The sequence below is a fragment of the Ihubacter massiliensis genome (assembly GCF_024125305.1).
GTDB classification, from domain to species: domain Bacteria; phylum Bacillota; class Clostridia; order Peptostreptococcales; family Anaerovoracaceae; genus Hominibacterium; species Hominibacterium faecale.
In genome coordinates, this window is sequence record NZ_JAMXVH010000001.1 from 3,083,355 (window position 1) to 3,098,196 (window position 14,842).

The 14,842-nt window shown below is 49.6% G+C and carries 14 protein-coding genes; 9 read left to right on the plus strand and 5 right to left on the minus strand.

What is annotated here, in order from left to right:
- The first annotated feature begins 16 nt into the window (after positions 1-16).
- Positions 17-733: a 4-hydroxy-tetrahydrodipicolinate reductase gene (gene dapB, locus NIA71_RS14320; protein ID WP_148397096.1), complete on the plus strand. Its 717-nt coding sequence runs from the start codon at positions 17-19 to the stop codon at positions 731-733.
- 19 nt (positions 734-752) lie between these two features.
- Complete coding sequence (gene dapD, locus NIA71_RS14325; RefSeq protein ID WP_253020754.1) at positions 753-1,445, plus strand: 2,3,4,5-tetrahydropyridine-2,6-dicarboxylate N-acetyltransferase; 693 nt, start codon at positions 753-755, stop codon at positions 1,443-1,445.
- 108 nt (positions 1,446-1,553) lie between these two features.
- On the opposite strand, the gene NIA71_RS14330 is transcribed toward dapD, so the two are convergent.
- Positions 1,554-2,957 (minus strand): hypothetical protein, encoded by a 1,404-nt coding sequence (locus tag NIA71_RS14330; RefSeq protein WP_148397094.1) that lies wholly within the window; start codon positions 2,955-2,957, stop codon positions 1,554-1,556.
- Positions 2,958-3,130: 173 nt separating this feature from the next.
- Here NIA71_RS14330 and NIA71_RS14335 point away from each other — a divergent pair, with 173 nt between their 5' ends.
- On the plus strand, positions 3,131-3,763 hold the full coding sequence (locus NIA71_RS14335; protein WP_148397093.1) for a DUF1847 domain-containing protein: 633 nt from the start codon (positions 3,131-3,133) through the stop codon (positions 3,761-3,763).
- Positions 3,764-3,780: 17 nt separating this feature from the next.
- On the opposite strand, the gene NIA71_RS14340 is transcribed toward NIA71_RS14335, so the two are convergent.
- Entirely contained in the window at positions 3,781-4,197 is a 417-nt protein-coding gene (locus NIA71_RS14340; protein WP_148397092.1) for a GNAT family N-acetyltransferase, read from the minus strand.
- A gap of 147 nt (positions 4,198-4,344) precedes the next feature.
- Here NIA71_RS14340 and NIA71_RS14345 point away from each other — a divergent pair, with 147 nt between their 5' ends.
- Genes NIA71_RS14345 through NIA71_RS14355 form a run of 3 tightly spaced genes read left to right on the plus strand, consistent with a single transcriptional unit; the run spans position 4,345 to position 6,828 of the window.
- The gene (locus tag NIA71_RS14345; protein ID WP_253020755.1) at positions 4,345-4,863 is read left to right on the plus strand and encodes an RNA polymerase sigma factor; all 519 of its coding nucleotides are present in this window, start codon (positions 4,345-4,347) and stop codon (positions 4,861-4,863) included.
- Complete coding sequence (locus NIA71_RS14350) at positions 4,860-6,638, plus strand: beta-propeller domain-containing protein (protein WP_253020756.1); 1,779 nt, start codon at positions 4,860-4,862, stop codon at positions 6,636-6,638. The genes NIA71_RS14345 and NIA71_RS14350 overlap by 4 nt, the downstream gene beginning before the upstream one ends.
- Positions 6,639-6,690: 52 nt before the next feature.
- Positions 6,691-6,828, plus strand: a complete 138-nt coding sequence (locus NIA71_RS14355; RefSeq protein ID WP_253020757.1) for a hypothetical protein — start codon at positions 6,691-6,693, stop codon at positions 6,826-6,828.
- Positions 6,829-7,124: 296 nt separating this feature from the next.
- Here the strand turns inward: NIA71_RS14355 and NIA71_RS14360 are convergent, their stop codons facing one another.
- From NIA71_RS14360 to NIA71_RS14370, 3 genes are read right to left on the minus strand one after another with little or no spacing between them, the layout of a single operon-like run.
- Positions 7,125-8,987 (minus strand): ABC transporter ATP-binding protein, encoded by a 1,863-nt coding sequence (locus tag NIA71_RS14360; protein WP_415270803.1) that lies wholly within the window; start codon positions 8,985-8,987, stop codon positions 7,125-7,127.
- Positions 8,984-10,729 (minus strand): ABC transporter ATP-binding protein, encoded by a 1,746-nt coding sequence (locus NIA71_RS14365; RefSeq protein WP_253020758.1) that lies wholly within the window; start codon positions 10,727-10,729, stop codon positions 8,984-8,986. Before NIA71_RS14365 ends, NIA71_RS14360 begins: the two co-directional genes overlap by 4 nt.
- A gap of 33 nt (positions 10,730-10,762) precedes the next feature.
- A complete protein-coding gene (locus tag NIA71_RS14370; RefSeq protein WP_253020759.1) occupies positions 10,763-11,287 on the minus strand; it encodes a MarR family winged helix-turn-helix transcriptional regulator in 525 nt (174 codons plus the stop codon).
- Positions 11,288-12,036: 749 nt separating this feature from the next.
- Here NIA71_RS14370 and NIA71_RS14375 point away from each other — a divergent pair.
- From NIA71_RS14375 to hisC, 3 genes are read left to right on the plus strand one after another with little or no spacing between them, the layout of a single operon-like run.
- Entirely contained in the window at positions 12,037-13,164 is a 1,128-nt protein-coding gene (locus NIA71_RS14375; protein WP_148397086.1) for an ATP phosphoribosyltransferase regulatory subunit, read from the plus strand.
- Positions 13,158-13,778: an ATP phosphoribosyltransferase gene (gene hisG / locus NIA71_RS14380; protein ID WP_148397085.1), complete on the plus strand. Its 621-nt coding sequence runs from the start codon at positions 13,158-13,160 to the stop codon at positions 13,776-13,778. The genes NIA71_RS14375 and hisG overlap by 7 nt, the downstream gene beginning before the upstream one ends.
- Positions 13,775-14,842: a histidinol-phosphate transaminase gene (hisC, locus tag NIA71_RS14385; RefSeq protein WP_253020760.1), complete on the plus strand. Its 1,068-nt coding sequence runs from the start codon at positions 13,775-13,777 to the stop codon at positions 14,840-14,842. The genes hisG and hisC overlap by 4 nt, the downstream gene beginning before the upstream one ends.

Below are 14,842 nucleotides of genomic sequence, written 5' to 3' on the forward strand. Positions count from 1 at the left end.
ATGGGAGGAGGAGAATATGAACGCAGCCATTTTAGGCGCAGGAGCAATGGGCCATGTACTGGCCCAAACGATTGAAGAACACCAGGGCATGTCCCTGTCGGGAATCGTGGAACCGAGGAACGGGGAGCGGATTCACGATATTGAAGGTCAAGTGGACGTGGTCATCGACTTCAGCAACCCGGACAATCTGGAAATGCTGATGGACTACTGCATTGCCAGGTCTTGCCCGGCAGTGATCGCGACCACAGGGTTCAGCCTGGAGCAGCAGCAAATGATTACGGATATGGCCCAGCAGGTACCGGTGGTATTTGCAGCCAACTTTTCTCTGGGCATCACGGTGATGAAGCGGGTTTTGCAAGAGATCACGCCGATTCTGGAGGATAGCTTTGATATCGAGGTTATTGAAAAGCACCATAACAAAAAGCTGGATTCACCCAGCGGTACGGCCAAGATGCTGGTAAATGCCATCAACGGCCAAGGGAAATATGAGGAAGTACACGGCAGAGAAGGAAACCGCAAAAGAGGACGGGAGATCGGCATCCATGCTATTCGCGGCGGCACCATCGCCGGAGAACACGATGTGATCTTTGCCGGAGATGATGAAATTTTAGAAATCAAACATACGGCCGGTTCCAAGAAAATCTTTGCCGCAGGTGCTGTGAAGGCGGCGGCTTTTGCCCAGACAGCAGGACCAGGCTTGTATAATATGGAAAATGTGCTGTTTGGCGATTAAAAAAGGAAGCGAGTTACAGATGGAAGCAAGAGAATTAATAGAATTTATAGGAAACGCAGAAAAAAAGACTCCCGTAAAAGTCTATGTTAAAGAAAAAGCGCCGGTGGATTTTGGAGAGTGCCAGGTATTCGGAACCGGCGATAAGATCGTGTTTGGCGATTGGAAGGTGCTGGGCCCTGTGCTTGAAGCCAACAAAGATAAACTTGAAGATTTTGTAGTAGAAAGCGACTGCCGCAATTCGGCAATCCCGCTTTTGGATACGCGCAACATCAATGCCCGCATTGAACCGGGCGCCATTATCCGGGATATGGTTGAGATTGGTGATAACGCAGTAATCATGATGGGAGCGGTCATCAATATCGGCTCCGTTATAGGTTCAGGAACCATGATTGACATGGGAGCGGTTCTCGGCGGCAGAGCGACAGTTGGAAAAAACTGTCATATTGGTGCAGGAACGGTCCTGGCCGGCGTGATCGAGCCGCCCAACGCAACGCCTGTTACCATTGAAGATAATGTAGTAATCGGCGCTAATGCAGTAGTCCTGGAAGGCTGCCGGGTTGGAAAAGGCGCGGTGGTTGCCGCAGGGGCTGTTGTCATTGAAGACGTTCCGGCTGGCGCTGTGGTTGCAGGCGTTCCGGCCAGAGTGATCAAATCCGCCCAAGATACCAGTGCGGAAAAGATCGAGATCGTGGATGCCCTGAGGCAGCTGTAGACAAAGACCCTGGGCCGGGAAAACTAAGCAAATAGAAAGCGGTCAGCCGCATGAAGAAAATTTCTTTCCTTCACGCAGCTGACCGCTTTTATCGTTATGGCAGTATGTTTATTCTGTTTTTCTCCTGCTGATGAGGGCGGCTGCTCCCGCAGCCAGCAGTACGATGTAAAGGAATACCAGTCCTGCACCATAGTCTCCGGTCTGGGGTGAAGAGGAAATGTCGGATACAGAGGCGCTGGCGGTTAGGGATTTATCGGTGCCGTACTGGACCGAGGCATCTACAGCAGGGCTTCCGTCGGCGTTGAGGATTGCTTGCAGGGAAAGTCCCTCGTCGTAATAGGTCCCCACCTTTCCGCCGCTGGGAGTAGATACGTGACTGCCTTTGCTGATGTTAATGCTGCGTCCGGCCAGAAGAGGGAAAGTACGGTCCTGATAATGGTACTTGCTGCTCCCCGCATATCCATCAGCCGTGACCTTTCCGCCTTTTGCCAGATCAATATTCAGATCCCTCCCGGCAAAAATCATGGCAGCGGTATCGCCAGGAGACAGGTATTTGTTAAATTTAGCCGTGACCACCGATTTCCCCTTGATATTGAGATCACGAATCGCCATAAAGGAACCTCCATTGACCACTGCGTTTTTAAAATTCAAATCCTGGAATGCCATCGCGCCCAGGGTCAAATCCAAGCGGCTGTTTTTCGTACCAACCAGGGTGATATCACCCATTCCTACGATTGCGTCAATGCGGTTTTCCCCCTGAATCTTAATGGTAAGGTCTGTCAGAGAATTGCCGTTTTCGTCCGCCGACATCAAGGCAATTACATTGCTGCCATGATCCAGATTATCGATGGTAATGGCGGTCACTGCCATCGTGCAGAGAATTGCCAGATCGTCGGTGGCTGTTCCGCTGACGGTAATCCCGTCCTTTTGGATGACCAGGGTCTGCTGACTGGAATCGTAAACCCAGTCCTTGCCTTCGATTCCGCCGGATATGGTGACTCCGGCAGCCGTTTTCTTTACGGTAGCAATGGTCTTAGACTTGGCAGCGCCAGCTTGTTCTTTGGGGGCGCCCTCCATTGGAGCCGCGGCTTTTTTCGTCGTCAGGGAAGCTGCAGAAGTCTCCTGCTCAGCGGCAGGCGTACTGGCTTGGCTTTGACTAAAAGCATTAGAGCTTTCAACAGATGCCGGCTCAGGCTGCGGTGACTCTGTCGGAGAATCTGAAGGAGCGGCGGCAGAACTTTCCTGCTCAGAGGTGCTCTGATTTTGGACCGTGCCTTGCGGTTCCCCGCCCTTGTCGTCAGCAGTAGTCGGCTCTGCCTGCGGCATTGGGCTTTCGGGAGGGTCTGTGACTTCGGCAGGCGCTTTCTGCGGCTCTGCGGCATCGGTGCTGATTACAGGCTCTGTTTGCTGATTGGCCTGCGGATCAGCTTCTGCGGCGAAAGCCAGCTGCGGGAACATGCAGATGAGCAGACAGACGCAGATTGTGATAGATAGGATCTTTCTTCTTTTCATAATGAGTCCTCCTCGTATTAGAAAGGAGCAATATACGGTTATCTATAGAGTATCACAATCGGCCCTGATTGCCAATCCATTTATTCCTGGTATTAAGTGGCTGAAATGGATTGCAGCGGGCAGCAAAAGAAAGGTATAATAGGAATAAAGTTTAATGAGAAAAGAGGATGCTTATGAGTGATAAAACCATGTCCTGTGTGGACTGCGCTGTGCGCAACTGCGAGTTTTTGGACCGGATGTACCCGGACTTTTGTCCGACTGCTGCGCTGACGGACGAGCAGGTTGAGGAAGTTTTGCAGTGCTACGGTCAGGAGGAGAATAAGCGGGCTGCCATTGCGGCCGCTGAGGTGGAAACAGAAGGATATTGCATGGATTGCAGGGTGGAAGAGGTGATGAATTTTGCCGAAAAAATCGGCGCCAAGAAGCTGGGCATCGCCACCTGCGTAGGTCTGCTCAAGGAGTCGAGAACCCTGACTAAAATTTTGAGGAACCGCGGTTTTGAGGTTTACGGCGTTGCATGCAAAGTAGGGGCTATCCCCAAGACTTCCGTAGGCATTGATGCCAAATGCGAGGAACTGGGCGTTTCCATGTGCAACCCGATCATGCAGGCCAAGCTGCTCAATGAGGCGGGGACCGATCTCAACCTGGTCATGGGTCTGTGCGTAGGCCATGACAGCCTGTTTTATAAATACTCACAGGCACTGGCCACAACCGTTGTCACCAAAGACCGGGTGCTGGGCCACAATCCGGCTGCGGCTTTGTATACGGCTGAGAGCTATTACAAGAAATTAATGAAGGGCAAATAGAGAATTATCGCTGCCAATCACCCGTTGATCCAGCGGACCATGCCGGCGCCCATGTGGTCGTTGGGCCTTGTTACAAAGCCCAGCTTTTCATAGAAACTCTCATTGCCGGGGGTGGCCATCAGATTGACCATGATACAGCTGCCGTCTCTGGCCAGCTCATCGATCCAGCTGTTGATCCGGTTCATCATCTCTCTGCCAATCCCCCGGCCCTGATACTCCGGCAGGACCATAACATCGACGATCAGGAACATATAACCCCCATCGCTGATCACCCTGGCCATGCCCGCCGGCAGACCGCCGTCCCAGGCGGATATGAGATAAGCGGAATTTTTCAAGCCTCTGGCGGCCTGCGCCGAGTCCAGCGCCTTCCATCCAACTCCGTGTCTAAGTGTATGATAAGCTTCTGTAGAGATTTCATTTCTGTAAGTAATCATTTCGTTTTTCCTTTCCTTGTGCTATGGTTAAGTATACGATGAAAATGATGAGCCGGCAAGATCCGGCATTTCCATAAAAAAGTTTTCTTCCTATGCAACAATCAGGGCCGCTTGAAGATCAAATAAGTGAAAGAAAGGAGATTGGCCATGAATATTGACCGTCAGGAACTGGTGCGGCAGGCAAAGAAGGGCAGCACCCAAGCCTTCGCCGCCCTTTATGAAGAAATATACATGGATCTGTATCGCTTCGCCTTTTACACGATGAAACAGCCTCAGGATGCGGAAGATGCGGTCAGCGAGGCTGTTATGACAGCCTTCGAAAAAATCGGGATGCTGAAAAAGGCGGATGCTTTCAAAAGCTGGATGTTTCAGATTGTGGTCAATCAATGCCGCAAAAAGTTGAAGCAAAAGGAGCGTCAGCAGCAGCTGGGGCAGGAAGATGAGCCTTATCTGGCAGCGGACCCCGGCACGACCCTCAGTCTGAGGGAAGCCTTTGAACAGCTCAGCGACCAGGAGCGGATGATTGTGGCCCTCTCCGTATTCGGAGGATATCGCAGCGGCGAAATCGGGGAGCAAATGGGACTTCCCGCGCCAACAGTACGCTCCAAGATGAGCAGAGCCTTTCAAAAAATGCGGCGGTTTCTAGGGGAGGAGGAGAGCATATGAGAGAAGAGGATCTGAGAAAAAAGCTGCAAAAGGATGGGGAAACCATTGAGATTCCGGAGAGCTTGAAGCCGGATCGGATACAAAATCGCCTGGAGCAGTCAGCCCGCAAAAAGAAGCGCACCTGGGTCAAAGTCATTGCCGGGGCTGCGGCGTTGATGCTGGTGGTGGGCAGCGGCCTGCTGCTGGGCCAGACAAAAGGCAAGGACAGCGATAGCTACGGAGAGCTTTATCAGACGCTGCAGGAGCTTACGAGTCAGCAGAATAGTCTGATCGATAACCGGATCATGGATAAAGCATCAGGAGGGGTCCCGGAGAAAGCGGCGCGTACCTTTTCCGAAGACGAATCGGCGAAGGAATCTTTTTCCGACACCAATATACAGGTGGAAGGCGTGGATGAAGGTGACATTGTTAAAACGGACGGGGAGTATCTTTACGTTTTGGACCGGGATTATGTCTCCGTATCCATCGTCAAGGCAAAGGCCGGAAAGATGAAAACATGCTCTGTGATTCCGCTGGACAGCCAGCTTACGGCACAGGAGCTTTATGTGGAAGGAGACCGCCTGTCGGTTACCGGCACTCGTCAGGCTGAGAAAGGCGGCGTTGAGACGATCGTCCGCACCTACGATATGAAGGACCGTCAGAAGCCTGAACATATGGGCACTGTGGCCCAGAGCGGCGAGCTTCATACAAGCAGGATGGAGGGCGGTTATCTGTATATCTTCAGCAACTATTATCCCGATCTTCCGGAAAGCCGGAATAAGACCGACCAATATGTGCCGCTGGTGAATGGGGAGACGATCAAAATGCCGGAAATCATTGTGCCGGAAAACCCGCAGACTCCCCAATACTTGGTGATGACAGCAATTGATCTTACAAAGCCGGACCGGGCATCTGACCGCAAATCGGTTCTTTCATCCGGCGATACGTTTTATGTGAGCCAGAAACACATCTATGCAGCTTCAGATCGGAGCCAGGACGGAAAGGACACGGAGATCCGCAAGTTTTCTTATAAAGACGGGAAAATCCAATACCAGACGACCGGCAAGGTAAAGGGTTATTTCAATGATTCTTTTTCAATGGATGAATATAAAGGTTATCTGCGGCTGGTCACCACGCTGAACGGTGCGTCGGGAAGCACCTATAACAACGTCTATGTGCTGGACGAAAATATGAAGGTAACGGGCAGCATTCTCAAGCTAGCCAAGGATGAACGGATCTATTCAGCCAGGTTTCTCCAGGACAGAGGCTATTTTGTGACCTACAGGCAAACGGACCCGCTGTTTTCCGTCGATCTGTCCGACCCCGCAAATCCGAAAATCCTGGGCGCGCTGAAGATACCGGGCTTTTCGGAATATCTGCATTTTTACGGGAAGGACCGGCTGCTGGGAATCGGGCAGGCTGCCGATGAAAACGCAGTTACTTCCGGGGTGAAGCTGTCCATGTTCGATATCAGCGACCCTTCCCAGGTGAAGGAAGAAAGTACGGTTATCATAAAGGATACGTTTGACGCAGAAGTCCTGTCCAATCATCGGGCAGTCATGATCGACCCTGAGAAGAATATTTTCGGCTTTGCTGCAAGCGGGAGAAAAGGGGCCGGCTACTATATCTATCGGTATGAAAACGGCTTCAAGCAGGTGTTTAAAGAGCCGGTAGGAAACAACTGCTATGACATTCGGGGCCTGTATATCGGGGATGTGTTTTATCTTGTTCAGATGAACCAGATTAGGAGCTATCAGCTGTCGGATTTCAAGAAAATCGATTTGCTGAATATTTAAAGGAATAAAAAAAATCCGGCTGGACCATAATCCACATAAAGGAGGTTGGAATATGGTTTATACATACAAGCTGGATGAAAAAGGAATACCCTACCGGGCATCGATCATGGCCTGCCAGGGGGGAGAGGGAGATTCTGATTTGCTGCCCCACGACGGGCAGCTGGAAAGCTTCCATTTATATATGTTTTAACGGATAAGAAAACAGGGCTGATACACAAGTTGCTTCGTGTATCAGCCCTGTTTTTAATTTCATTTCCCTTGCTGCGTCATCTGGGAAAACTTTGATAAAAATCCGCATTATTTACGCAAAGTTGTGGATTTAAGGGACCTGGTTGATAGGAAAAGAAGCAATATTGGCTTTTGAGCCCAATTAAGAGGGCATAGCCGTTGCAAAAAGCGTAAATTTCGAGAAACTTTTTTGATTTTTTCCCTGATTTGATTTTTTCCCTGATCCTGCCTGCTTCTCCAACCTGGACCCGCATCTGCCTACTCGCCGCTGAACTGGCTGTTATACAGATTGGCGTAAAATCCATCCTTCGCCAACAGATCTTCATGGGTGCCCTGCTCGATAATATCGCCGTGGTTCATGACCAGGATCATATCAGCGTCACGAATGGTTGAAAGTCGGTGGGCAATGATAAAGCTGGTTCTGCCCTCCATCAAATTAGCCATGGCTTTTTGTATCAGCGTTTCGGTTCTGGTATCCACCGAGCTGGTGGCTTCGTCCAGAATTAAAATTGGCGTATCCGCTAGGATTGCCCGGGCGATGGTCAAAAGCTGCTTTTGACCTTGAGAAATATTGGACGCTTCCTCATTGATCTCCATGTCATAGCCCTTTGGCTGGGTCTTGATGAAATGGTGAATATGGGCTGCCTTGGCTGCCTCCGCCACCTCATCGTCACTGGCGGTCATCTTTCCGTAACGGATATTTTCGCGGACCGTGCCGCTGAAGAGCCAGGTATCCTGAAGGACCATTCCGAAGATGCTGCGCAGATCCTTGCGGGAATAATCCTTAATATCGTGGCCGTCAACGGTGATGCGTCCACGGTTCAGCTCATAGAAACGAAGCAGCAGTTTGACGATGGTCGTCTTACCGGCTCCGGTCGGCCCGACGATGGCTACCCGCTGGCCTGGCTTCACATTGAAGTTAAAGTCCTTAATAATCAGCTCGTTGTCGTTGTAGCCAAAACCCACATGCTCAAAGCTGACTTCTCCGTGAAGGATTTCCCGATTGAGGGGAAGCGTGTGGGCGGAAGAGCCGTCAGCAGCCACATCGGCTGAAATGTCCTCCTCCTCTTCGGCGATGAACTCAAAGACACGTTCCGCTGCCGCTGCGGTTGATTGGAGCAGGTTGGCGACGTTGGCAACCTGAGCTACCGGTTGATTGAAGGAACGTACATATTGAATAAACGCCTGGATATTGCCAATGGTGATGGTTCCCTTCAGCGCCAGATGGCCGCCCAAAATGCAAACGGCAACATAGGCCAGATTGCCCACAAAATTGGTCAGAGGCATCATCAGACCGGACAAGAACTGGGATTTCCATGCGGACTCATAGAGTTTTTCATTATAATGGTCAAAGACTTCTTCGGAGTTTTCCTCTTGATTAAAGGCTTTTACAATGGTATGGCCAGTATACATTTCTTCAACATGACTGTTGACTTCGCCCAGATATCTCTGCTGATTTTTAAAGTGGACCTGTGTCTTGCTGATAATCAGACGAATGATCAGCATCGACAGCGGAAGCACGACTAGAGCGGTGATGGTCATCAGCAGATTGATGCGGATCATCATCACTAGGATGCCGATGATGGTGGTAATGCTGGTAATCACTTGGGTCAAACTTTGAGAAAGCGTCTGGTTAACCGTTTCAATATCATTGACTACACGGCTCTGAATTTCGCCGTGGGTTTTGCTGTCAAAATACTTGAGCGGCAGCCGGTCCATTTTTTCCGACATGGCCCTGCGAAGGCTGTAGATGATTTTCTGCGATACTCCGGCCATAATATAGCCCTGGATGGTGGAGAAGGCAAAGCTGAGGCCGTATAGAATGATCAGGAAAATCAAAATCTGCAGCAGGGCGCCGAAATCAATGCCGGTTTTGGACATCAGGCCTTTAACGACTTCGTCGGTAGCATCCCCCAAAATGGTCGGGGAGATGATGTTAAAAATAGTGCTGGCAATGGCAAAGATAAAAACCACTGCCACTGCGATCCGATAGGGCTTTAAATAAGAGAGCAGTGTTTTCATCGTGCCCTTAAAATCTTTTGCTTTTTCGCCCGGCATCATACCGCCGGGACCGCCGCCGGGGCCTCTTCTTCGTTTCGGTCTTGGATTTGCATTAGTCATTGCTGTTTGCCCCCCTTTCCCAATTCCTCTTCGCTTAACTGCGACGAGGCGATTTCCTGGTAAACCTGACAGTTTTCCAGCAGTTCCTGATGGGTGCCGATGCCGGCGACCCTTCCCTCATCGAGAACGACGATTTTGTCAGCGTCCATGATGGTATTGATCCGCTGTGCTACGATCAGCATGGTGCTTGCGCCCACTTTTTCTTTCAGAGCTGTCCGCAGGGCCGCGTCCGTCTTAAAATCCAGAGCAGAGAAGCTGTCGTCAAATATATAAATCTGCGGCTTTTTCACCAGCGCCCGTGCGATGGAAAGGCGCTGCTTTTGTCCGCCGGATACAGTGGTTCCTCCCTGGGCCACTGGTTCATTGAACCCATCTGTCTTTTCTTCAATAAAATCCATAGCCTGGGCGGTGCGGACCGCATCTTCAAGTTCTTCCATAGAAGCATCCTCTTTTCCGTATTTCAAGTTGGAATCAATGGTGCCGGAAAATAGGACGCCTTTTTGCGGAACGTAGCCGATGGCATCCCGAAGGCTTTTCTGGGAGATTTGGCGAATATCCGTGCCGTCCAGCAGTATTTTGCCTTCGGTAACATCGTAAAAACGAGGGATTAACCCGATCAAGCTGGACTTACCGCTGCCGGTTCCCCCGATAATGGCCGTTGTCTCCCCGGGGTTGGCAATAAAACTGATATTGGAAAGAGTTGCTTCTTCGGCGTCTGGATACGAAAAAGAAACGTTTCTGAACTCGACGACACCGTCTGGATGGGTTATTTCTTTACAATCGGGAGCATCCTCAATGGTCGGCTTAACGGCGAGTACAACTCCGATTCTTTGACCGGAAACCGCAGCTCTCGGAATCATAATGAACATCATGGTGATGAAGAGGAAAGACATGATGATCTGCATGGCGTACTGCATAAAAGCCAGCATATCGCCGATCAAAAGATTCTGTGCATCGATCAGCTTGGCACCTACCCAAACGATGAGAATACTGGACAGGTTCATCACAAGCATCAGCGCCGGCATCATAAAGGACATGGCACGATTTACGAACATGTTGATCCTCTTTAATTCCAGATTTGCCTCATCAAAACGTTTTTCTTCGTAAGGCTCAGAGGTGAAAGCACGTACGACCAAAAGTCCGGACAGCCGTTCCTGCATGATCAGATTAATCCGGTCCAGCTTGGACTGGAGGACTTTAAACTTGGGCATGACCAGCAGGAATGCCAGCACCATGATACAAAGGATCACCAGCACAGCTAAAGCGATGGTCCAAGAAAGCGGAACGCTGGTTCTCAAGGCCTTAATGACAGCGCCAATACCCATGATCGGTGCAAAACAAGCCATCCGCAGGATCATGACCGTGGACTGCTGCACCATTTGTACATCATTGGTAGAGCGAGTAATCAAAGAGGCAGTTGAAAATTGTTCCAGTTCTGCCGCAGAAAAAGCGGTGACTCGCTTAAAGAGGGCTCCGCGGATATCACGGGAAGATTTTGCAGCTACTCTGGCAGAAAAGAGACCAGCGAGGCCGGTGCAGAGTACAACTGCCAGAGAAACCAGAAGCATGATGGCTCCAATTTTATAGATGTAGGTCATATTGCCCTTGATAATCCCGTTGTTGATGATGTCGGACATATACCCAGGCAGTGCCAGTTCACATAGGGCCTGGCCGAATAGAGCGGCAATGATCAGAACAATGATTGGGATATAAGGCTTATAGTATTTTAGCATTTCTTTCATATCGTAAAATCCCCTTTCGTTGATTGCGTTCGGTTAGCGGTGTCGTTTTCCGGCCTCTGAAGCTGGACGGCCGCGGCTGGCTCTTCCGCATCCCGGAGGCGGACCCGGCTGGGTCAATTCGTGCCGGTCCTCGCCAGCAGCTTCCAGAACATTATTGCAGGCAACCGTCACTAAGCTCTTAAACAGCTGCTGTTCTTCATCTGTCATATTTTGTGTCAAGATGCGATCAAAGGATCGCATGGTCCTTTCTGCTTCAACATGCAGATCTTGGGCTTTTTCTGTCGGATACAGCTCATAAGCCCGCCGATCCCGGCTGCTTTGAACCCGGCGAATATAGCCTTCTTCGATCAGCGGGCGAACCCCCTTGGCAACGGCGCCCTTATTAAGGCGCAGATACGAGGATAACGCCTCCTGTGAAATCCCGGGCTGTTTGCAGACACACATAATGTACCCCATTTGATGGCCGGATATTTTAAATTTTTTCAGTTCCTTGATGTGATACAAGATGCTGAATCTGTGTATAATCGAGAAACTTGTCAAATAACTGTGATCTTCCATGTTACAGCCTCCCCTGCAGCAAATATAGTTGAACTGGCAACCATATTACTACAACAAATAATAGTTGTCAAGGCAACCATTGTACTTTTTTACAGTTTTCACAAGACATTCACATTTTGGATTGCCCGCGGGCTCCGCTCCATCTGCAAATGATCGATTTGGTCATGGAATCGACCTGATTCCAGGCCGCGAGGCCCGCAAATCATCGTAAATCAGAACCAGAAAGGAAGATAGCGGTAATTTGGGGCTGCACTATTAGGATCGGCTTGATTCATGCGGCCCCACCAAGCTGTACTGTGCTTACATGAAATTTTTCATTTTTTCATATCTAGTGTAGAATTCCAACGTTTTCAGGCATTGAATTGTGTCAAAATTCATGAAAATTTATATGTCGCGAAACTTCAGGTCTTCAAGCCCACAAAATTCATACTAATTTTGGCCAAAATCCTCCAATTTCATTGCGGTAAACCATAAAGCACAGGAAACCACACTTCGTGCGCCAGACCCCCCAGCTCCCGCCCATACCCAAACCGACCTAGAGCCCCACTCAAAGCTTCCCATATTCGTCAGAAAAAATCAAAAAAATCTCTGGACAATTGCGTCTCATGTGCTATAATATCACTTGTGCAAGTTAATGCTTTAGAGCGATAAAGAGATAAATCAAATAGCAACTAAAAATTTTTTTATTCCAATCGACCGGCATCAACCAAAAGCAAAACGCAAATCAACAAAGAAAAGAAGGGACGACCATGAAATATAAAAAGGCAGAACTAAAACCCGATGAAAAGGCTTGTCTGGAACTGAGAGGTCTTTACGAACAATATGGCTACAAGAAATATAAAATGAGCAAATTTGAGGAGTACAGCCTCTACGTGGAAAACAAAGATTTTCTCGCCAGCGACAAGGTGATTACCTTTACCGATCTGGACGGCAGGCTGCTGGCCCTCAAACCGGATGTAACCCTGAGCATCATCAAAAATACCCAGGCTACGATCCAGTGCAATGAAAAACTGTACTACATAGAAAATGTTTATCGGGAGAGCAGGGAAAGCCACACCTTTAAAGAGATCAGCCAGATGGGACTGGAATATATCGGTAAAGTGGATGCTTACTGCATTACCGAGGTGATCGCCCTGGCCGCAAAAAGCCTGCGCACCATCAGCAAGGACTATATTCTGGAAGTTGCCCACATGAGCTTTGTTGTCGAGCTGCTGGAGAGCCTGCAAGTAAACGAACATATTAAATTCAAACTGCTGCGCCTGATCAGGAGCAAAAACGTCGACGGTCTGCGAAGGACCGCAGAAAAGGCCGACCTGTCCGAACTGCAGATCGAAAGTTTGTGCAGACTGCCTTTCCTCTACGGGGACGTTAACAAGACGATAAAAGAAGCAAAGAAAATTTCCCTGAACAAAGCTATGGACCGCAGCCTGGATGAACTGTCCGAAATTTACGGAGCCCTCAAAGCTCTGGGCCTGGCAAAAAATATTCAGGTGGACCTTTCCATCGTCAATGACATTGATTATTATAATGGCATCATCTTTAAAGGATATATTAAAGAGCTGGGCAGATGCGTGCTGGCCGGCGGTCAGTACGACCAGGCGATGGCTCTCCTGGGAAAAAAAGTGGAGGCCATCGGCTTTGCCCTTTATCTCAATGAAATCAATCGCATCGCCGAGCAGAAGCCCCTCTATGACGTGGATGCGGTGGTCATTTACCCCTGCGGCGAAGACGTGGTGACGGTGGCGGAAGCCGTTCGCCAGCTGCAAAAAGAAGGGCTTAGCGTGCGGGCGGAAAAAGCAGTTCCCCCCAATGTGCGTTACAGAGAGCTGTACAGACTGGAGAATGGAATTTTGAAAAAGGAGGAGCCATCATGCTAAACATTGCGCTGCCCAAAGGAAGGCTGGGCGATCAAGTGTACGGAATGCTCAGGGATGCGGGATACGACTGCCCGGCATACGAAGAAAAAAACAGGCTGCTTGTGCTGGAAAGCCCGGAAAAAGGCGTCCGCTATCTGCTGGTAAAGCCCAGCGATGTGGCCATTTATGTGGAACACCATGCGGCCGACGTGGGCATCGTTGGCAAGGACATTCTCCTGGAATCCTGCCCGGATGTCTATGAACTCCTGGATCTGAACATCGGAAAATGCAGAATGGCGGTGGCAGCCCCCAAAGGCTATGTGGAAGACACGGACCGGACCCTGCGCATCGCCACCAAATATGTGAATATTGCAAAAAAATTCTATTCGGAAAAAAACCGGGATATTGAGATTATAAAACTCAACGGCAGCATTGAGCTGGCGCCCATTCTGGGACTGTCGGACGTAATCGTGGACATCGTGGAAACAGGCGGCACGTTGAAGGCCAACAACCTGGAGGTTATCGAAGAGTTTAAAAACATCAGCGCCAGATTCATCGCCAATAAGTCCAGCTTTAAATTTCAAAACGACATGATCAGCGACATGATGGAAAAACTGGGAGAAGCAGTAAAATGAGCAGATTTCTAAAAAAACAATATCAAAACCTGGAGCCATACACCCCCGGTGAGCAGCCCAAAAACCAAAAACTGATCAAGCTGAACACCAACGAAAACCCCTTCGGGCCCAGTCCGCGGGCAGCGGCGGTTATCAGCAGCGGCGAAGTGAGCAAACTAATGCTTTATCCCGACCCAGAGGCATCGGAGTTGACGACGGCTATTGCTCAATATTACAACTTGGAAAAAGAGCAGGTAGCAGTTGGAAACGGATCGGATGAAATTCTGGCCTTCTCCTTCATGGCCTACGCCAGCGAAGGCTCCAATATTTGGTTTCCAGACCCGAGTTACGGATTTTATAAGGTTTACGCCGACATATACCGCTCAAAGGCGGGTCCCATTCCCCTGACGGAAGATTTGCGGATCGATCCAAAAAAATATAAAAATTTAAATGGAACAATTCTCATCGCCAACCCCAACGCACCCACCGGGATCGCCTTAAATTTAAACGATATCGAGGATATCATCGCCAGCAACAGCAGCAACTTAGTTATAATTGACGAAGCCTACATTGATTTCGGAGCAAAAAGTTGCGTGCCTTTTTTGCAAAAATATGATAATCTATTAGTGATACAAACTTTCTCAAAATCCAGAAGTCTGGCAGGGGCAAGAGTGGGGTTCGCCATGGGCAGCAAGGAACTGATTTCGGACCTGAACCGGATCAAGTTCAGCTTCAACCCATACAACCTGAACCGGCTGTCCATTTCAGCCGCGGCGGCGGCCATCCGCGACGAAGCATATTTTCAGCAGACCAGACAGACGATCATAAAAACCAGGGAAACCTTTACCAAACAGTTAAAGGAACTGGGATTTACCGTACTCCCGTCCTCAGCCAACTTTGTGTTCGCAAAGAGCAGCCGGCTTTCAGGCGAGGAGTATTTCCACGGACTGAGAGAAAGGAATATATTGGTACGGTACTTTGGGAAAGAGCCTATTTCAGATTATGTAAGGATCACCATAGGCAGAGAAGAGGACATGGAGCAGCTGATCTTTGCGACAAAAGAGCTGCTCGGGAAAGGAAACTGA

Coding starts and splice junctions, on each gene's coding strand:
- dapB (WP_148397096.1), top strand. CDS start 17: ATGAACGCAGCCATTTTAGGCGCAGGAGCAATGGGCCATGTACTGGCC.
- hisC (WP_253020760.1), top strand. CDS start 13,775: ATGAGCAGATTTCTAAAAAAACAATATCAAAACCTGGAGCCATACACC.
- NIA71_RS14340 (WP_148397092.1), bottom strand. CDS start 4,197: ATGATTACTTACAGAAATGAAATCTCTACAGAAGCTTATCATACACTT.
- NIA71_RS14360 (WP_415270803.1), bottom strand. CDS start 8,987: ATGACTAATGCAAATCCAAGACCGAAACGAAGAAGAGGCCCCGGCGGC.
- NIA71_RS14355 (WP_253020757.1), top strand. CDS start 6,691: ATGGTTTATACATACAAGCTGGATGAAAAAGGAATACCCTACCGGGCA.
- NIA71_RS14375 (WP_148397086.1), top strand. CDS start 12,037: ATGAAATATAAAAAGGCAGAACTAAAACCCGATGAAAAGGCTTGTCTG.
- NIA71_RS14365 (WP_253020758.1), bottom strand. CDS start 10,729: ATGAAAGAAATGCTAAAATACTATAAGCCTTATATCCCAATCATTGTT.
- hisG (WP_148397085.1), top strand. CDS start 13,158: ATGCTAAACATTGCGCTGCCCAAAGGAAGGCTGGGCGATCAAGTGTAC.
- NIA71_RS14335 (WP_148397093.1), top strand. CDS start 3,131: ATGAGTGATAAAACCATGTCCTGTGTGGACTGCGCTGTGCGCAACTGC.
- NIA71_RS14370 (WP_253020759.1), bottom strand. CDS start 11,287: ATGGAAGATCACAGTTATTTGACAAGTTTCTCGATTATACACAGATTC.
- NIA71_RS14350 (WP_253020756.1), top strand. CDS start 4,860: ATGAGAGAAGAGGATCTGAGAAAAAAGCTGCAAAAGGATGGGGAAACC.
- NIA71_RS14345 (WP_253020755.1), top strand. CDS start 4,345: ATGAATATTGACCGTCAGGAACTGGTGCGGCAGGCAAAGAAGGGCAGC.
- dapD (WP_253020754.1), top strand. CDS start 753: ATGGAAGCAAGAGAATTAATAGAATTTATAGGAAACGCAGAAAAAAAG.
- NIA71_RS14330 (WP_148397094.1), bottom strand. CDS start 2,957: ATGAAAAGAAGAAAGATCCTATCTATCACAATCTGCGTCTGTCTGCTC.